The 18382-nt window shown below is 46.1% G+C and carries 15 protein-coding genes and 2 pseudogenes; 7 read left to right on the plus strand and 10 right to left on the minus strand.

Annotation, left to right across the window (positions count from 1 at the left end; all coding sequences use genetic code 11):
• Window positions 1–130: 130 nt before the first annotated feature.
• Complete coding sequence (locus tag J5I83_RS06980; RefSeq protein ID WP_304054457.1) at window positions 131–2410, minus strand: TIR domain-containing protein; 2280 nt, start codon at window positions 2408–2410, stop codon at window positions 131–133.
• Between the two features lie 421 nt (window positions 2411–2831).
• Complete coding sequence (locus J5I83_RS06985; RefSeq protein WP_304054513.1) at window positions 2832–3062, minus strand: hypothetical protein; 231 nt, start codon at window positions 3060–3062, stop codon at window positions 2832–2834.
• Between J5I83_RS06985 and J5I83_RS06990 the strand changes: the two are divergent.
• A pseudogene (locus J5I83_RS06990) lies at window positions 2982–3449 on the plus strand (IS982 family transposase). The gene J5I83_RS06985 and the pseudogene J5I83_RS06990 sit on opposite strands and share 81 nt — an antisense overlap.
• Before the next feature lie 130 nt (window positions 3450–3579).
• Here J5I83_RS06990 and J5I83_RS06995 read toward each other — a convergent pair.
• Both J5I83_RS06995 and miaA read right to left on the minus strand, forming a co-directional pair.
• Entirely contained in the window at window positions 3580–3936 is a 357-nt protein-coding gene (locus tag J5I83_RS06995; protein WP_304054458.1) for a BON domain-containing protein, read from the minus strand.
• A gap of 64 nt (window positions 3937–4000) precedes the next feature.
• Entirely contained in the window at window positions 4001–4987 is a 987-nt protein-coding gene (miaA, locus tag J5I83_RS07000) for a tRNA (adenosine(37)-N6)-dimethylallyltransferase MiaA (protein WP_304054459.1), read from the minus strand.
• A 174-nt stretch (window positions 4988–5161) separates the two neighbouring features.
• Here miaA and J5I83_RS07005 point away from each other — a divergent pair, with 174 nt between their 5' ends.
• Window positions 5162–5353 carry a twin transmembrane helix small protein gene (locus tag J5I83_RS07005; protein ID WP_304054461.1) on the plus strand — a complete coding sequence of 64 codons (192 nt, stop codon included), beginning with the start codon at window positions 5162–5164 and terminating at the stop codon, window positions 5351–5353.
• 154 nt (window positions 5354–5507) lie between these two features.
• On the opposite strand, the gene J5I83_RS07010 is transcribed toward J5I83_RS07005, so the two are convergent.
• Window positions 5508–5774, minus strand: coding sequence for a hypothetical protein (locus tag J5I83_RS07010; RefSeq protein WP_304054463.1), 267 nt, complete (start codon window positions 5772–5774; stop codon window positions 5508–5510).
• Here J5I83_RS07010 and J5I83_RS07015 point away from each other — a divergent pair.
• Window positions 5773–7018: pseudogene (locus tag J5I83_RS07015) on the plus strand (cation:proton antiporter); the annotation flags it as partial. The gene J5I83_RS07010 and the pseudogene J5I83_RS07015 overlap by 2 nt on opposite strands.
• 182 nt (window positions 7019–7200) lie before the next feature.
• Here J5I83_RS07015 and J5I83_RS07020 read toward each other — a convergent pair.
• The 3 genes from J5I83_RS07020 to J5I83_RS07030 form a co-directional block, all read right to left on the minus strand.
• A complete protein-coding gene (locus J5I83_RS07020; RefSeq protein ID WP_304054465.1) occupies window positions 7201–7395 on the minus strand; it encodes a YbdD/YjiX family protein in 195 nt (64 codons plus the stop codon).
• A gap of 34 nt (window positions 7396–7429) precedes the next feature.
• Window positions 7430–9472: a carbon starvation CstA family protein gene (locus tag J5I83_RS07025; protein ID WP_304054467.1), complete on the minus strand. Its 2043-nt coding sequence runs from the start codon at window positions 9470–9472 to the stop codon at window positions 7430–7432.
• A gap of 141 nt (window positions 9473–9613) precedes the next feature.
• Window positions 9614–10003 (minus strand): hypothetical protein, encoded by a 390-nt coding sequence (locus tag J5I83_RS07030; RefSeq protein WP_304054468.1) that lies wholly within the window; start codon window positions 10001–10003, stop codon window positions 9614–9616.
• 261 nt (window positions 10004–10264) lie between these two features.
• Here J5I83_RS07030 and J5I83_RS07035 point away from each other — a divergent pair, with 261 nt between their 5' ends.
• Together J5I83_RS07035 and J5I83_RS07040 are read left to right on the plus strand one after the other, a co-directional pair.
• Window positions 10265–11614: a cache domain-containing protein gene (locus J5I83_RS07035; RefSeq protein WP_304054470.1), complete on the plus strand. Its 1350-nt coding sequence runs from the start codon at window positions 10265–10267 to the stop codon at window positions 11612–11614.
• Complete coding sequence (locus J5I83_RS07040; protein WP_304054471.1) at window positions 11593–12519, plus strand: response regulator transcription factor; 927 nt, start codon at window positions 11593–11595, stop codon at window positions 12517–12519. The genes J5I83_RS07035 and J5I83_RS07040 overlap by 22 nt, the downstream gene beginning before the upstream one ends.
• Before the next feature lie 88 nt (window positions 12520–12607).
• Here the strand turns inward: J5I83_RS07040 and J5I83_RS07045 are convergent, their stop codons facing one another.
• Entirely contained in the window at window positions 12608–14032 is a 1425-nt protein-coding gene (locus tag J5I83_RS07045) for a patatin-like phospholipase family protein (protein ID WP_304054473.1), read from the minus strand.
• A complete protein-coding gene (locus tag J5I83_RS07050; RefSeq protein ID WP_304054475.1) occupies window positions 14029–14253 on the minus strand; it encodes a hypothetical protein in 225 nt (74 codons plus the stop codon). The genes J5I83_RS07045 and J5I83_RS07050 overlap by 4 nt, the downstream gene beginning before the upstream one ends.
• A gap of 793 nt (window positions 14254–15046) precedes the next feature.
• Between J5I83_RS07050 and J5I83_RS07055 the strand changes: the two genes are divergently transcribed.
• Both J5I83_RS07055 and J5I83_RS07060 read left to right on the plus strand, forming a co-directional pair.
• Window positions 15047–16495: a peroxidase family protein gene (locus J5I83_RS07055; protein ID WP_304054477.1), complete on the plus strand. Its 1449-nt coding sequence runs from the start codon at window positions 15047–15049 to the stop codon at window positions 16493–16495.
• Window positions 16496–16565: 70 nt separating this feature from the next.
• A complete protein-coding gene (locus J5I83_RS07060) occupies window positions 16566–18233 on the plus strand; it encodes a lipoxygenase family protein (RefSeq protein WP_304054479.1) in 1668 nt (555 codons plus the stop codon).
• The last annotated feature ends 149 nt before the right edge of the window (window positions 18234–18382 follow it).

Below are 18382 nucleotides of genomic sequence, written 5' to 3' on the forward strand. Positions count from 1 at the left end.
GCTCACACACGTACCCGCGTCAGTGCCCTTCCCCGCGACCATCGACGATTTCGCGCGCGATGGCCAGCGCCTGTTCATAATGCTCGATCGCGCGGCTGGTCTGGCCTAGTGCAGCGTAGCGGTTCGCGAGCTAGCCGCTCCAGCCACCCTCCGCTCGACGATCGCCGATTTCGCGCGCGATGGCCAGTGCCTGTTCATAATGCTCGATCGCGCGGCTGGTCTGGCCCAGATCAGCGTAGCGGCTACCCAGGCTGCCGAGCCAGGTACCTTCGCTGCCACGATTACCGATTTCACGCGCGATATGCAGTGCTGCTTGATAACAGCCGATCGCTTTTTGAACCTGCCCGATAGCGGCATAAGCTGTACCCAGATTGCCTACGCACCTTTGTTTCAAATCCAAGTCATGAATTGTGCCCTGTAATCGCTGGTGCAGCGCTATGACTAAATGGCAGTGGCCCCACAGTTGCAGGTAGTCAAAGTCGATTTCCAGTAATACATTGGCGGCAGTGTCATAATCTTCACCTGCGCAGCGCAGTTCAAATTCATTCAATTGCGGGGTGAGGTCCTCCAGTCTTTTCCATGTTTCCCGCGGTTGACGGGCTTGTTTGAAATATTCCGCACCGCGATGAAGCAAGGTGTGCTGAGAGTAAGATGCTGGAGGAGAAGGCATGTCGGGAGTCTGGGTATCCTGTTTTTCACCTTTGGGAATGCGTGCCAGCGCATACGCACGATCAGTGGCATGTTGGTAATAGCGATTGCCTTCCTTGCGCACGAATTGCATATTGACCAGTCGATTGAGCACAGGTGCGCTGTTGATACTGGGCTCAAAAGGTTGCAGCAGATAATCCACGGCGGCGGGTGTAACAGGCCGCTCGTAGATCGCCAGTGCTTCCATTACCTTCTGCGAGGTGATGTCCAGGCGGTCGAAAGCTTCGCCCACCAATACTTCCACCACATGATCCGGCAAGGGTTTGGAGAGCACTTCCTCAAGCGTAGTGTAGCGGTCGGCAGAAAGGATGCCGTATAAGGCGACCAGCGCGCGCGGATAGCCCCGCGTATAAATACGCGCTTCATTCAACAGGGATTCGGGGGCGTGTTTCAGACCTACTTTGCCGTCGGCATCCATCTCACGCAAAATATTTTCAGCGTGAGGTGATTCCAGTCCTTCATCCAGAAAAATCTGCTGTTGTCGCTCTGGGTGAATCACCAGCCATTGACGCGGGCTGATGCGCGTGGTGACGATTACTTTCACGGCGTGCGGGGGTGCTTGCAACAATGCGCGCAGGGCTTGGTTTAGTTCATCGTCCTGTACGTCCTCCGTTGCAGGATCGATTAAATCTTCCAGGTTATCCAGCAGCACTACGGTTCGTCCCTGCGGAAACTCGGTCAACAATGCCTGGAGCTTAGCCTCTGTACTGATTTGTGGATCTTTATATAGTGCATCAAGCGCATTCGATTTGTTTACTGGCAACAACTTGCCGAGATCGGTCAACAGGTGGGTAGTGTTGATGCGGCGGGAGCCTTTGGCACTCAAGTACACTATACCCTCCACGCTCAGCGGGCCGAGGTCATCAGGTAAATGACCGCTTTCCAATGCTTTAAGTAAACGGCATGCCATTGCTGTCTTGCCGATACCCCCACGCCCCACGATGGTCAGCAGGCGACGACTCGGGTCTTTTAGAAAATCTCCGATGAGCTTGGTTTCAACATGTCGATTTTGGAAAAAGGTCGGTGCGATGTCGGGTGGGGGGTTGATGAACTTTGCACGTGCTACATCGGCAAACGGTTTTTCTGGCTGCTGTTCACGTTTCAAGCCTGCCTGAATATTGTGCTCGGTCTGCTCGGCAGCAGCTTGGGGATTGTCGACAATATGCTTTTGTTCCGCGATCTGCTTTTTGAGTTGCGTGATCTCATCGGTGATACGCGCTGTTTCAGTCGAATCCGAAGCACGTCGCAGGTCACGTTGCGCATCATTCAGTCGATATTCCATCGCTTTTAAAATACCGCGTGGAGACGACAAATTCAGCAAATCCTTACGCAGGCGTGCCAGACCCGTTTCAAAATTGCCTATGAAATCGAGATACTGCCGGGAGTTTAATCGGAATGGTGGATCGGCCTTAGCATGAAAGCGAGCCAGCAAAATCGGTTTCTTGAATTTCAACGCCTGTACCCATTCATTTTTGCAAACAGACGCGTCTTCTACACTGTCGGATGTCATCACGAAAATCAAACTTTCGCAATCGCGGATGGCCTCAGCGATCTGTTTGTCCCAGTCATCGTTTGCTTGCAAACGCCGCTTATCCAGCCATGCCTCGAACACTGGAGGGCCGCTTTGCAGTTCATCGCACAACCGCAGGGCAAATTCAAAACCATCTACGGCAGAGTAGCTAATGAAATGATGGCTGGGCATGAAAAAGACTCCTTAAGCTCGAGCAAGTTTGGAGACTCATTAACGTGAGTTCAACATAAGAAAAGCAGTAAAAAGAAGTAAAAAGAACCTGAATTCCTTCCTTATGATAAAGCTCTCAAGAAACACCTCCCAAGTAACTATTTTGGAAAAAGGTTTCATCACGCGGTCTAATGGATAGATACTATAGCGATTTCTTGAGTGATTGACGATATTTTGTCAGGAGTTTGAACCATGGTGGGGGGAGCAGCGCTTATTCGAGTTGGCGCTGAAGCGAAGTCGGCGGTGAGGGGAGCTGTATCTAAGCGAAGTCATGACGACCGTGGCAGGGTTTCATCTGTCAGGTTACCGGACGTTTAAGTCTTATTATGTGGGATGTTCAGGTGTTGATGTATCAGCGGCCCTATTATCCGGGGTTAGTAAGCTATAACTGCTTTGTTGAATTGTTGCCAGGTAGCCTGATGCCTTTGTGCTGCTTCTGGTCAGCCGCTTTGGGCGCTGGAGTGGGATCAGCTTCATTGATTCGACCAAGATCAGTGTGTGCCACAATCGCCGCATCTGATCGCATAAAATGATGGCAGAGTTTGCTGACCGGGGAAAGACGAGCGTGGATTGGTTTTATGGGTTCAAGTCGTACCTGATCATCAATGACCAAGGGGAATTGCTGTGAGTGAAAATCACGGCGGGCAATGTCGATGACCGTGACCCGGTATCAGAGTTGACACACGCTTTGTTTGGGAAACTGTTTGGCGACCGGGGTTACATCTCCCAGCCGCTCTTCGAGCAACCCTTGGAGCAAGGCGTGCAGCTTGTTACCAAGGTGGGTAAGAACATGAAAAACAAACTATTGCCACTGTTTCACAAACTCGTATTGCATAAACGCTCGATCATTGAGACTGTCAATGATCAATTGAAAAACATCTCGCAAATCGAATATTTTCGCCATCGCAGCCCATTTAACTTCTTTGTTAATTTGATAGCCGGACGAGTGGCTTACACCTCCCGCGAGAAGAAGCCCTCTCTTAATATTAGATTTTCTTAGGCTCTTCCAGCCGTGGTGTAATGATTTTTATGCTGAACTCACGTTCAAGTGTTGTATATCAACAAGCCAAGAGATTTGGTTATATTTTTCCACACACTTTGATTACATAGCCATATTTTATCTTTAAAGCCTACTGGCTTACTGTTGACTGGCTGTCTTTTGCGCGAATCTGATTATCGACCTTTGTGACGCCCTCAACCAGCCACACCTGCATAATGACCTGATCGATTTGGGTCTGATTGTCGGCCAGACCTTTTATAGAGACCTCGCCGTTTTTCACATCTATATTGAGAACTAGGTTTTTCAGATCTGAATTAGCGGCTAATCTTGAATTGATTGTATTAAGAATGGCATTATCATCGTAATGAGGTCCTTCCGGTGGTGTGACCCAGGATTCGTGCACTCTTTCGGAATTGCCGCAGCCTGTCATAGTCAACATACTAAAAAGTATTCCCATCAGAATCCATAATTTAATACGCATTCCCATATTGCCCTCCTTAGAATTAAAGTTAGCTTAAAATTATATAGCGGGAAGAAATGCCTTGGGTGAATTAATCTTTAATTAGCAGGCTTCTTGTCTGTAAGTAGGCGATCACTTGTTGGGATAAATTCTCCGCCAGGCAATCGAATGCCTGTAATCCTGTCATTGCTCGTAGCCAAGTTAATTGCCGTTTTGCTAACTGCCGCGTAGCGGCAATTCCCATATCCATCATTGCTGCCAGGCTTATAAGATTGTCCAGATACATGGATACCTGTCTATAGCCGACACAACGCATGGAGGGGGTGTCCGCATTCACACCATATCGGCTACGGATAGCGCGTACCTCATCGATCAATCCCATGTCTATCATGTTTTCAAATCGAAGTTGAATGCGCTGATGCAAAATTTTCCGGTCAGTTGGTAATAACGCCATATTGATCAAGTGGTATGGGAGAGGCGTGCTTCTCGGTTGCGACAGTATTTCTGACATAGGTCTGCCCGTGAGATAGCATACTTCCAGCGCCCGCTGGATACGTTGGCTATCATGAGGTTTGATACGCGCTGCACTGACAGGGTCAAGCTGCGCTAACACTTGATGTATTTCTGGCCAGCCTTTCTTTTCAGCAGCCGTTTCAATCTCCAGACGAATGTTTTCATCTGCGCAAGGAAGTTCAGACAGACCTTCTTTCAACACTTTAAAATAAAGCATGGTGCCTCCCACCAATAATGGAATTTTCCTTCTTGCTGTGATTTCATCCATTTTGGCGAGCGCATCTTTGCGAAATTGGGCAGCAGAGTAGTGCTCATCCGGATTGATTAGATCGATCAGATGATGAGGTACCGCAGCCTGATCGTGCTGATCAGGCTTAGCGCTGCCGATATTCATTTCCCGGTAAACCTGGGCTGAATCGATACTGATAATTTCAACCGGAAATAGTTGGGCAACTTCCATGGCCACATTTGATTTTCCGCTGGCTGTCGGGCCTATCAGGACAATGGCAGGCGGAAGCTCTGCTGCGCTGTGTTTACTTGATCTGTCGTGCTGATGAATGTTCAAGGAATTGTCAGAACTTTAAAAGATTGTTTGAAAATTAACGGATCAATCGTATGCTACGGTTATCAGTTACAATGCATAAACTGAATTGTCATTTAAGCAGATGAAACATAGATTATTCATTGCTTAGGCTTGGCAATCAATACCGGTAAATTCCAACAATCATAGGAATAAAAATTGAAGATCTTTGCTATTTTACTATTGCTGATAATACTTTACAGCCTCGGATCTGCGCTTTACTACATGCTTAAAGATGACGGAAAGAGTACGCGTATGGTCAAATCATTAACGATACGTATTGCTTTGTCTCTCGTGCTGTTCATTGTCATGATGATATCAACTTATATAAATTATATTCATAAAGGTTGATTCTTTGATCAGCTTAAATGCTGGCAGCGAGCTACGAAAATTACTCTTTTCTCGTGAGCAGGAACGATGTCCAGCTCGTATAGCATGACAGCAATATCACTACAATCATCAGAATGATTTTTGAGTGCGCCAGCATTACCTGAAGCAGACAAGATTATTCTGAAGAAAGTATCATAAACAATGCAATGGGCTGAAGCAGTTGGTAACATGCAATGCCCAGCACACATAGCGCTTCCTGATAGTGCGCATCTTTGCTGCCTGCCATATTGTGTTCATTGCTTCCATTCGCTTTTGGATTGATGTCACTTACGCTAGCTTTTGTAGATGGAAGTACGTCATAACCAGCAATTTTTTGAAGAAAATCACACAGCACGATTTTAATTACCACTATTGCCATCAGTCTTGGTCTAGCGCTCATCATGGGAATTGTTGCTCAGTGATTGAGATTGCCGGTATTAGTAGGGTATCTGCTGGCTGGTATGATCATTGGCACGCATACGCCTGGGTTTGTAGCAGATCTCGAGTTATCAAATCAGTTGGCAGAAATCGGTGTTATCCTGCTGATGTTTGGCGTAGGGTTGCATTTTTCACTCAGTGACTTGCTGGTGGTTCGACGTATCGCCTAGCCAGGTGCGATCGCACAAATCGTAGTGGCCACCGCAATGGGAATTGCGATGGGTGCTCTGGCATGTGGCCAGCACCAAATCAAACGAGCTTTTCACGCTCGGCGTCGTTGCTGTTGCGGTTGGCATTGCTTATGGCGCAGCGATACAATTTGATGTTTCTTTTGCACTGAGTACATTTTTCTCGGGCATGGTGATGCGTGAGTCTAGTTTGAGCCATCCTGCTGCGCAGGAATCTTTGCCGTTCAGAGATGCTTTTTCGGTGCTGTTTTTTGTGTCTGTAGGCATGTTGTTTGATCCGAATATCTTGCTCGAGGAACCGCTGCGCGTCCTGGTCGTCGCTGCGATCATTATTCTGGGAAAATCGCTGGTCGCATTTATCCTTGTGCTTATTTTTCGGTATCCACTCAATACCGCTCTTACGGTGGCAGTCAGTTTGTCACAGATCGGTGAGCTCTCATTCATCCTTGCCTCCCTTGGCTTAACGACAGGACTTCTTCCGCTTGAAGGATATAGCCTGATATTGGCGGGCGCATTTATTTCCATTACCCTTAATCCGCTCATTTTTCAAACTGCTGAACCCATCCAACACTGGATCCGTTCCCGTTCCAGACTGGCGCGCAGACTGGAACGCGCAAATGACCCACTGGCTGAACTGCCAATAGCGGTGACATCAAATTATGTGACGAATCATGTAGTGATTGTTGGCTATGGTGCCGTAGGCAAGCGAGTTGGTGACATTCTGGCCAAGAAAGGAATCCACCTTGTTGTGGTAGATCATGTGGTAGATCACAATCGGGAAATCGTCTAGCGCTTCCGCAAGCAAGGCATTCATGCCGTGGCAGGTGATGCTGCCGATCCAGCGGTATTGATCCAGGCACATATCGCCGGGGTCAGTGTGTTGATCATCACAGCTGCTGATGTGTTCCGGATACGACAAATGGTGGAGACAACGCAGATCCTCAAACCACAGATTGAGGTGCTGATAAGTACGCACGATGCAGGAGATGCTGCACGGTTACAAAAAGCCGGCAGGGTATTTTGAGGCGAGCAGGAACTTGCGCATAATATTACCCATCATGTGCCGGAAAAGCTACCAAGCCATCATTAGCATCTAACCGCAGCATTGATACGCAAAATTGTTTCATAATTATCCGACTGCTTGGGCATCTCACTTGCTTTATAGTCAAATTTTGTAAGATGCCCAGTTATTAATCATCGCGATCAACAGCAGCGGCTGATTTTACCGCCGTAACGCGCCTCCTGACGCTCACGGAAGAATGCTTCATAAGACATGATTTCCTTATCAGGATGCGCCTCTTTCATATGAGCAACATACACATCGTATTCAGGCATGCCAATCATCAATCGCATGCTTTGCCCTAAATAACGTCCTGCACAGATAATTTTGTGTAACATAGTGGAAAAATCTTCCGTGAGAAAATTTTGAAAATTAATAAGGACTGATAGGAGATAATTCGACGCGCGCTGTTCTGCGTGCGAGCAATATAGTCCGGATACCAAAAAACAACATACTGATCAATATACACATGAACATCGCAGCAAGCCCAGCATCCAGATAATCATTAAAAATAACCTGCTGCATCTGCGAAGTCGATTTAGCAGGTGCAAGCAGATTCCCTACACTGAGCGCCTCCTCATATGAGGAGGCATGGGCCAGAAATCCAATGCGCGGGTTGTCATTAAATATCTTATGCCAGGCAGCTGTTAAGGTAGTGCAGGCAATCCAAACGGTAGGCACAATGGTAATCCAGGCGTAACGGTCGCGTTGCGTTTTGAACAGGATGCAGGTGCACAGAATAAGCGCAATGCAAGCAAGCATCTGATTAGTGATACCAAATAGCGGCCATAAAGTGTTAATACCACCTAATGGATCGATGACCCCTTGGTAGAGGAAATATCCCCAGCCACTGACACATAGTGTTGTAGCAATGAGATTTGCGGCAATGGAGTCAGTGCGTTTCATGGCAGGTACAAAAGTACCGAGCAGATCCTGCAACATGAATCGTCCGGCACGGGTACCTGCATCAACAGCCGTCAGGATAAAGAGTGCCTCAAACAGAATCGCGAAGTGATACCAGAAAGCCATCATGGCCTGACCGCCGATAAAGTTAGACAGGATTTGGGCCATGCCGACAGCCAAAGTGGGAGCGCCGCCCGTACGTGAGATAATGGTGTTTTCACCCACATCTTTGGCGGTTTGGGTCAGCATTTCTGGGGTGATATAAAATCCCCACTGTGAAATGGTCTGTGCCGCAGACTCGGCGGTAGTGCCAATCAGTGCTACCGGGCTGTTCATCGCAAAATAGATCCCTGGCTCAATGATTGAAGCAGCCACCAGTGCCATAATCGCGACAAATGACTCCATCAACATGGCGCCGTAGCCAATGAAACGGGCATCCTTCTCATTTTTGATCATTTTGGGTGTCGTACCGGATGAGATTAACGAATGAAAACCCGAAACAGCACCACAGGCAATGGTGATAAAGAGGAAGGGAAACAAGCTGCCAGACCAGACTGGACCGCTGCCATCGACAAATTGTGTGAATGCCGGCATTTTGAGTTCAGGTGAAATAGCCAGCACACCCACAGCTAAACCGACTATCGTGCCAATTTTCAGGAAAGTCGAGAGATAATCACGCGGTGCCAGCAACAGCCAGACCGGTAACACCGAAGCGATTGCACCATACATAATCAACATCCAGGTTAACTGCACTCCATTAAAGGTGAATAGGGCCGCTAGCTCAGGATTTTCTTGAATGGATTGCCCACCGACGATTGCGAGCATGAGCAGGATAAAGCCGAGCAAGGAAACTTCGCCGATTTGCCCTGGTCGGATATAGCGCGCATAAATACCCATGAAAAATGCAATCGGAATGGTCGCGGCCACGGTAAACGTTCCCCAAGGTGATTCCGCCAGCGCCTTGACCACAATCAATGCCAATACCGCCAGCAGAATCAGCATGATGAAGAAGGTGCCGACCAGCGCGATCATGCCAGGAACAGGACCCAGTTCAGATTTGATCATATCGCCGAGTGAGCGGCCATCACGTCGCATGGACATGAATAACACGACGAAATCCTGCACTGCTCCCGCTACCACCACCCCGACCAGCAACCATAGCAAGCCGGGAAGATAACCCATCTGGGCAGCCAGAATCGGGCCAACTAAAGGCCCGGCACCGGCAATTGCAGCAAAATGATGACCGAATAGCACATACTTGTTTGTCGGCACATAATCCAGTCCATCGTTAAATTTATGCGCAGGAGTCATACGCTCAGAATCGAGCCCCAATACACGGCGGGAGATAAACAGGCTGTAATAGCGATAGCCAATCAGATGAACACAAACGGCTGCAATGACTATCCAGATAGCATTAATGGTTTCGCCTTGCTGCACGGCAATGACGCCAAATGAAAAGGCGCCTGCAATAGCTAGAATCAGCCAGCCAGTATGTTTAATGAGATGATCCATGGTTTTTCCTAAGATAGAATTTTTCTGGTTTACCCCATCGCCCTGCTTGCTAGCAGGGTGCTGTAAAGACAAGGGGTACTCATAGAGATTACTGAATTTATAAAATATACTTTTGCTGGTAATGCCATGATTACTTAGTAATCAATGGGCAATCCCTGAATTAACAATTTCTTCCGTTTCTTTCATCGTATACCGGGAAACGACTCCTTCCTTGTCGAACATAATCACTAGTTCTTTCGTGACTACGTCCGCACCGCTGCTAACTATGCCAACAAAAGGTATAAAGTTACGTGCATGCGGAACTGCACGTGCATGCCTGTATGTCCATATTTCATTGCCAGAATCTGTAAAACTGGTAGTTGTAGCATTTCCAAACTGGGCGTTAATTTGTGATTTTGTTGTTTTGCCTTCTTTAATGACCTGTGAAACTGAGCTTTCGGTCTGATGCTCCATCTGTTTGTTTCCGGCTGTTGCACAGGCTGTTAGTATAACAACCATCAATAAAGATACGATTGTATCGATTGTTTTCATTTTTATTCCTTCTTTAAAAAATGCATGTCAGAGAAATGTGACCCTGCAGTATGTGCTGCCTCAATCATCAGTAACACATATTGATTAGCCACCGCAGTTGCTATCATCAGCGGCACTGCTTCTACCGCTACAGCCTTGTCCTGCAGTGGTGGAGCAATTATTCACTTGTTATAAGGCAAAGTGTATCCGGGAAATTACATAGTTAGATTCAATCAAAAATTGGATAAACTGACCGCTGTCACAACAGCAACAAGGAAAGTTATGAGATTGCAGAGCAGAAATTTATGGGCGTTTGCTCCGATAGTTCTGGTACTGGCAGTATGTTTTACTATTGGATGGGTGATCGCTCAACAAGCCAAAATTCTGCCACAGCAATTACGTCATGCAATCAAATCTGACTATCTCGAAAGCAAGAAAAAGGATCTCAAAAGTCATATCGAACTGGCCCAGAAAGCCATCAAACATTTGCGTGAACCTGGGTTAAAACTTACAGATGAAGAAGCAAAAGAAGGAGCCAAAAGGATTCTGACAAACCTTAGGTATAGTGAGGAAGATGGTTACTTTTTTGTATACGATTTTACAGGCACGAATATTGTGCATCCCATAAAAAAAGGCTGGAATGGCCAGAATAAATGGGATTATCAGGACAGTAACGGGAAATATGTGATACGGGATTTACTTAAGACTGCGCTGGGAGGAGATGGGTTTGATGAATATTTGTGGCATAAACCCTCTGCAGATCATGCTGGGAGATCTAAACTGGCTTATATGGTCGTGCTGGAAGACTGGGAGTGGGTACTAGGAACAGGTGTTTATCTGGATGATGTCGAACGCTTTTTAGATGGCATTGATACGGAATTGCGCAGCTATATCCATGATTCACTGAAATGGGTGACTGCTATTACACTGCTTGGGGTGATGGTGCTGAGCATCATACAGATCCGGATCGGAAGAATAATCGCATGTACGCTGCTTGCCCGGGAGTTGCATGATAAGGTCAAGCAGGATTTGGCTTATATAGCGCGTGAATTAGGCAATAAGCTTGCTTTGTTTAATCATTCAGGGGTAATGGCGATTGCTCATGATCAGGATTTCCTCCGGAACATGCAGGATGCTGCGCAACAAGCCCTGAGCAAGATCATTTTCCTCATAGAAGGCAAGGATCCTGATAATCCTTCGTTAGTGGAAGGATTAAAAATGGTTAAGAATGATTCTGAAAAAAGAGAGGGTATTCCTGTTATTTTTTCCCTATCGAATCAAATGAAGGCTCAAACAGATCATTTAGCAAAAGCAAAAAAAATGGCATTGATTGAGGTTGCAAGAGAAGCGCTGAACAATATTGGCAAGCATGCGGCAGCGACCCAAGTGAATATGCAGCTAGGGGTAGACGACCATAACATCATACTCACTATTCACGATAATGGCATTGGCTTTGATATTGATTATGCCATACGAGGTATGGGACTTAACAATATGGAGGCATATATGAAAGAGGTGGATGGAACGCTGCTTATCGTCTCATCGCTGGAAGAAGGAACGACCATCACAGCAACTGCACCGAGAAATCATAACATTTGGAGCGATATCTTATGCTTACTGAACCGTCCATAAATATTGAAAAGCCTATAAAAATACTACTGATAGAAAATGAATGGAGAATGAGAAAAAGCCTGCAAGAAGGGCTGGCGGCGGATGCTAATCTTCAGATTGCAGCAATAGCAGAAAATGGGCGAGAAGCGCTTGGTTATTTAAAGAGTCAGGCAATTGATCTAGTGATCATGGATTATGAACTGGATGACCATGGTCTCTGGGGCGTTGAACTTACGAAAAGGATTCTTGATCAGTTTTCCCATATAAAGATTATCTTCTGGAGCGCTTATATCAGGGATCTGGATTTGGATCGCGCAAAAGAAGCAGGTGCATCAGGCTATATTCCAAAAACAAAGCCTGATGAAGTTTTAATACAAGCAATTTATAAAGTTATGAGCGGGAAAGTGGAATGGATTTCACTTAAAGATGAAGAAGTTATTGGAAGATATATCAAGCTGACCCGAAAGGAAATACAAGTCATGGAACTACTTGCCGAAGGAAAATCACATGGACAGATTGCTTATTCGTTTCTGCAGGCTGAATATAAGGAATCGTTAAGAAAATATGGGAAGGAAAAAGCACTGGAAATTTACGGTGATTTTGATCAATACATGCATGAAGTGCCTGAAGAGAAAGGAAAAATGATAAGAACGCAATCACGTCTGAAAGGGCGTACGCGTGTGGTTGAGGCTGAAATTGCCAATATCAAGGAGAAACTTGGTATCAATAAACTGGGTGAATTAATAAGAATAGCTATAGACGAATATCTTCCACTCGAAAAGAAAAGGCGGCCATTCACTGAAGAGGAGCTGATAGTGATGGAAAAGTTGTTGGTAGAAGGAATGGCCGTCGAGCAGATTGCTGAAGAACACAGTATCAGCAAGCATCAGGTGGAAGATATCAGGAAGAAGTTTGGTGTAGCTTAATAGATCCGTATACTTCAGTGAAATATGTAGAAGTCTGGATTTAATCTAACGTCAGTTGTTGTCTCTTCGCGTAATTTTGCATACAGATTTATTTCAATTGCTCCCTCAATCTATTGAATTCAGTGTCCTTGTGTAACAGCTCGGCAGCCGTACTTCGCAATGCCTTGATCGTGTCGATAGGAAGCTTGAACGTAGTCGGCAGATTTTTAAAGTCAAATCGAGTTTTCGGATCGTCAATAAGGTCAAATGAGATGTGACTGACGTAGATATCTACGGCGTAGAGATCTCCACCTGGAAGCCTGGCTTCCGGACAGGTGTTCCGGAGAATGTTCTCACACGTCTTGCGGGTGCGTACTGCGTCGTTGTATTCTTTCGCAATGGCACGTGCCCTTTCCACCGTGTCAAACGAATACCGATCCAATGGAATGGTTGCTGCCGTAATCAGCGTGTCGACCAAACCAGGCACTTTTGCTTTGGCATCGCGATTTGCCTCGGGATCAGTTGCTGCGTTGACAACAATGATAAGCAGTTTCTGGATCTCCTGACGGTTAAAACGCTTCTGCAGGCTGTAGGGCGAGTCGCTACTCTGAAGTGCGAACAGAATCCCACGCAAACCGATATTGTCAGAAACACCTCCATCAATGAGATGGACGTAGCGTTTTTCTCCTTCCCATGGGTTTCTCAAGTAGTAGCTTCGCTGGCGTTCAGCTATCTTTGCCCGCTCTGGAGCAATGCGGTGATCTTGGTTAGCGAGCCCGATCCATTGTGGTTCCTGATAATCACATGTGCCAGCAAGGTTCCGGTACGTCAATGGTGTCAATATGCCCGGAAAAGCGGAAGACGAGGCCACAGCACGGGCAATAGGTAATTTAGCCAGGTCGGAACAAATCAAATCGAATTGATCCTGAATGAAGGAAAATTGTTCCCCTATACTCATGTCAGTTGCGTTCAAGATGACAAATGGCCGCGTGCTTTTTTTGATCAGGTCAGCATAAGTGGCGCCATGAAAAATCGATGCATCATAGTATTCGGCAGCCAAATCGCTCCGCCCGTAGCTCCAGCCAGCGAGCTTGAACCAGTGAATCGGCCACAAAGTTCGCATAAACAAATCATGCTCAATATCCTTGTTGAGGAATTTGCGCTCGAAACTCCCATCAAACAGTCCATCGCCATGTAAGGCATAATAGGCTGAGGTAAAGCTACCGCCGGAAACGGAGGAAATGATGTCGACCTCATCAAGCAGGCGCTTTTTTTGGCCAGCCCAGACAATCTCGGTGTCGCGCAGCGCCTCCATCACACCATAGGAAAAAGCAGCAGCACGGGTGCCACCGCCGGAGAAGGTCAGAATGACAAACAGGCTATCCGTGTTCTTGGCATCTGGGCGTAATTCATCGAATCGGTACCCTTGTGTAGGATCGTGCTTTTCGAGTTTTGGGTTTTCGGGGAAAGTGGCACAGGCGAAAAGACTCGCCATGAGCAGCAGACCAATACAAAGACGAGTAATTGATCTCATACGTTCACCTTTTCAAACACGACGGCTGCAGGCTCTAGTGGACTCGTGTTTTGTATAGCCTGCACCACCTCGCTTGGCCGATAATCTTTTGGAACACCCAAATGAAACCGATGCGTTCCTGATTGTATGTATAAAGTGATATTGGTCAGACCACACAGTTGACCGTCAATGAACACTTCCCGCTTTTCTGGGTACTGCACCACGATGAACTCCAAAGCCATGCTGACTTCCTCCCTCATTGCTGTTTACAGGACCTCTGCAAATTGATTATTCCTGCAGAACGAAAAATTGTCTAGCAGGGGTATTGAAAAACATGATCCTTTTAGTCTGAAGTTCAGTGTTTAAAGGATCGCAAGTTTTTCGGTTGCTTTCTTAAAGCTATTGTTTGAAGTTGCTCGTTTTCTAAGCAGGTTTTGTTCAAATTTTCTGTAATTCCTGATTTTTATCCTTATCGGTACACTTTGGCGGATTTTGAGCGGTTTAATTCCTAGACTGCGTTGTCTTTCACTCTCCTACGTATTTGCACGTATTTATTTACTTCCTGTTTTCCGATATTTTTCTAAAGAAATGAAAGGTGCATGTAGATCCATTGATTTTCATTGATATTTATGCGCTTGCAGGAGAATTGCTAATGAGTCAAAGAGACTACTTATTATGATCGCGAGAAAAATACTTTTAACCCTGCAGCGTCTGGAGCCGGTTGGCTTAAAGGATTGGTTGACCGATACCCAGTTTCAAGATGGAGAAGGTACAAAAAGATATGCAAATGGGAATTTGTCCGCCTGTCCCGATGCGACAAATAATTCCGCTACAAAAACTTGACCAGATCATAAGTACAAAAAGGGGGGTGAAACTATGAATGAATTTTTTTTTCAGATTATTTTTCGGCTTGTCAATAGGTTCCCTTGGATTAGCAGGATTGCCTCACGCATAACTTGGCTGCGTCGGTTTATCAGTGACAATTTTATCAATTGGCAGGCTTATGCTACGAACCCTCGCCCCAGGCCGTTTTCCATGGCTGCACCCTATACAACATGGCAATCATTGACAGATAGAACATTTACCGGACGGCATCTGCCAGAAGCAGAAGGGGAACAGATTCTTCCGAGTCTGGAGAGAGTCGTTAATCTATGGAAAAGAAAAGAAAATAAAGAAATCCCATCGGTTGATACCAGCATACTGTTTTCTTTCTTTGCCCAATGGTTTACGGATAGTTTCCTGAGGACAGATTTTCGCGATCGCCGGAAAAATACCTCAAACCACGAAATCGATCTTTGCCAGATCTATGGCTTGCGTGAAGAAATCACCCATTTGTTGCGGCTGAAAAAAGATGGAAAGCTGAAGTACCAAGTCATCGATGGAGAGATTTTTCCTCCTTATCTTTTTAACGTGGAAGAAACGACCATAGGCAAATGGGTATTCGCTGATAAGGAATTTGAGAATCTGCATCCCCGCTTTGTTCTGGAATTTGTTTTTAACAATGTTCCGGAAGAGCGGTTAAAACGTATGTTTGCCACCGGACTGGAGCATGGCAATTCGTCGATTGGTTATACCATCATGAATACCATCATGCTGCGCGAACACAATCGGATTTGTGACTTGCTCAAGGAATCCCATCCAAATTGGGATGATGAACGATTGTTTCAGACAACTAGAAACATCATGATTGTGCTGCTGATCAAAGTCGTGTTACGGGATTACGTGTCGCATTTCACACAGTTTGATTTTACCCTTGATCCCACGCCGGGGATGGCGGAAAGGCAGCGCTGGTATCGCACTAACTGGATTTCGCTGGAATTTAATCTGCTGTACCGATGGCACCCAATGGTACCGGAATACTACCTGGTCGGTAATAAGCCATACAAGCTTGACGAATTCCGCAACAATACATCGTTGGTGGTTGAATATGGAGTTGGGCCGCTGATAACGGCTGCCTCAAGGCAAAAAGCTGGCCGTGTCGGTCTTTACAACACCCATCGTTTCTTTTTCGATCCGCTGCCTATTGGTGAGGATAATCGCAGTGTCATGGAGCGCACGGTCGAGATGGGGCGTCAGGCCCGGCTGCGTTCATTCAATGACTATCGCGAAGCATTCAGCATGCCGCGCTTGAGAAATTTTGAAGAATTGACAGAAGATGCCGAACTGCAGCGAGAACTGAAGGAACTTTATAATGACCGGATCGATGATCTAGAGTGGCTGGTCGGCATCTTTGCTGAAGATCATGATGAAGGTTTTAGCCTTGGCCGTCTGATGGTACGTATGGTAGGTTACGATGCGTTTACCCATGCCTTGACCAATCCATTGGTATCGACCTATGTGCACAATGAAAAAACATTTTCGAAAATGGGGCAATCGATCATCGAAGAAACAAACTCGCTTGCGGATATTGTTAAACGTAACGTAAAGGACAGCGACACGGTTGTTGCAAGCTTCAGAACATCCGCTGTGGCACCAGGCAGCTAAGGGTTATTTAACTTAAATGTGGAAGTAATAGCGAAGCCGGACGAATTTTATCTTTTGTAAGGAGCGCCATATGATGAATAAGCTACCACAATATGAAGACAATAAACGCAAAGCAGAAAATCGGAAAAATTATCTGCTGCAGAAGCAAGCTCAATATCAATATGCCTATGAGTATGCCAATACGATTGCTGTCGTGCGTAAATTACCTTGCCGGGAAATACCGGGACTTGGATATTGGCTGCGTGGCGGGCTAAATTTGTTACGGTTGATTCCAAGCTTGCCAAGCCTGGCGGTTACTTATTTGCGCTACTTACTCGGAAGACCATTAGAAAATTATCGAGACTATATCTTTTATCCGTTCAGTCCACCAAACCCCGACCTGGTTAACAATTTCCAACAAGATCTGATATTTGGTATGCAGCGTGTCATAGGGGTCAATCCTGTCGTATTGCGTGCCGTAACCCCTCAGCATCCTCTCCCAGAGAAACTGCCAGAATCTGAAATTCAGCGCATTTTTGCAGAACACATTGAGGAAATTGACTACGCAGCTGCCATTGAGCAAAAGCGTATGTACGTTCTGAATTACGCGGTCTTGGATATATTGCAGAAAAACCATGGGCATATTGATGGCGGACGCAAACAATATATTACGACCCCGATCGTCGTGTTATTGATGCAATCAGATGGCATGTTGCGACCGATCGCCATACAGTTATATCAGAACCCTGGACCAGATAATCCAATCTATACTGCAAAGGACGGTAATCTTTGGTTGGTAGCAAAAATGTTTGCCCAAGTCGCGGACGGCAACCACCACATCCTGTATACCCATGCGACGCGTATTCATTACGTCATGGAAGCCATTATTATGGCCTCACGCAGGCAGCTTTATAAGTCCCACCCGCTTTCTGTTCTCTTAAATCCACATCTTCAGCATACACTCAATGTGAATCATCAGCACACCTTTCTGAGAGATCGAAAAGGGCGCCCTGGCCGGTTCGGCGAGTTATTTGCTGGAGACTATGATGCGACCACTCAGTGCATGGCCAATGGCATGACGAGCTTTAACTTTAAAGCGTCTGCTTTTCCTAGCGATATTGCCAACCGGGAAGTCGATAACCCTGATCTTTTTTATCCCTATCGCGATGATGGCATGTTGCTATGGAATGCCATTCAAGGTTTTCTCCGAGAATATGTCGATGTCTATTACCAGTCTGATGCAGATGTTACTGAAGACTACGAAATCCAGGCATGGGCCAATGACATCAGTGCCCAGGATCGCGGCAGAATCCCCGGGTTTCCTGCCAAATTTGAATCTAAACAAGAACTGGCTGAGACGCTTGGCCATATTGTTTTTCTATGCACGGCTTTTCATTCGAGCATTCATTTCAACCAATACAAATATCCGGGGTTTGTTCCCAATATGCCGCATGCGGCTTATGCGCCACCCCCAACGGGAAAACGTACTGAAATGGATGAGGCTGGACTATTGAAGTTTCAACCTGCATTCCGGGCGGCTTATTCACAAACCTGGACGTATTTCCAGACAAATTTTACTGTTAATCGCATTGGTCAGTACCCATTACGGCTATTCGATCCGGCTGCGCGTGACGTCATCAAACGATTCAGTGACCGGCTAAAAGAGATAGAAAGGGAAATTGATCAAAGAAATCACAGTCGTTCTGTTGCTTATGATCGCATGAATCCAAGGTTCATCCCCAATGGGGTAACTGTTTAACAGGGCACGCATACCTATATCCAACTATAGGTCGCTGTGTCAAAGTAGATCGTATGGTAAAAACAATAGTTAAACGAAGCTTGAGGTATTGCTTTCGATCAAGCCCGGATGAGAATTTAAGAAGGGGTTTAAATAAGGCGAATTATTTA

The sequence above is a fragment of the Nitrosomonas communis genome (genome assembly GCF_024102715.1).
Taxonomy (GTDB): domain Bacteria; phylum Pseudomonadota; class Gammaproteobacteria; order Burkholderiales; family Nitrosomonadaceae; genus Nitrosomonas; species Nitrosomonas communis_B.

Bases quoted from the DNA above. Each gene is read 5' to 3' on its own strand.
- J5I83_RS06995 (WP_304054458.1), bottom strand. From the start codon at position 3,936: ATGGGAATGCGTATTAAATTATGGATTCTGATGGGAATACTTTTTAGT.
- J5I83_RS06980 (WP_304054457.1), bottom strand. From the start codon at position 2,410: ATGCCCAGCCATCATTTCATTAGCTACTCTGCCGTAGATGGTTTTGAA.
- J5I83_RS07055 (WP_304054477.1), top strand. From the start codon at position 15,047: ATGGCTGCACCCTATACAACATGGCAATCATTGACAGATAGAACATTT.
- J5I83_RS07010 (WP_304054463.1), bottom strand. From the start codon at position 5,774: ATGATGAGCGCTAGACCAAGACTGATGGCAATAGTGGTAATTAAAATC.
- J5I83_RS07020 (WP_304054465.1), bottom strand. From the start codon at position 7,395: ATGTTACACAAAATTATCTGTGCAGGACGTTATTTAGGGCAAAGCATG.
- J5I83_RS07050 (WP_304054475.1), bottom strand. From the start codon at position 14,253: ATGGCTTTGGAGTTCATCGTGGTGCAGTACCCAGAAAAGCGGGAAGTG.
- J5I83_RS07025 (WP_304054467.1), bottom strand. From the start codon at position 9,472: ATGGATCATCTCATTAAACATACTGGCTGGCTGATTCTAGCTATTGCA.
- J5I83_RS07035 (WP_304054470.1), top strand. From the start codon at position 10,265: ATGAGATTGCAGAGCAGAAATTTATGGGCGTTTGCTCCGATAGTTCTG.
- J5I83_RS07045 (WP_304054473.1), bottom strand. From the start codon at position 14,032: ATGAGATCAATTACTCGTCTTTGTATTGGTCTGCTGCTCATGGCGAGT.
- J5I83_RS07060 (WP_304054479.1), top strand. From the start codon at position 16,566: ATGATGAATAAGCTACCACAATATGAAGACAATAAACGCAAAGCAGAA.
- J5I83_RS07040 (WP_304054471.1), top strand. From the start codon at position 11,593: ATGCTTACTGAACCGTCCATAAATATTGAAAAGCCTATAAAAATACTA.
- J5I83_RS07030 (WP_304054468.1), bottom strand. From the start codon at position 10,003: ATGAAAACAATCGATACAATCGTATCTTTATTGATGGTTGTTATACTA.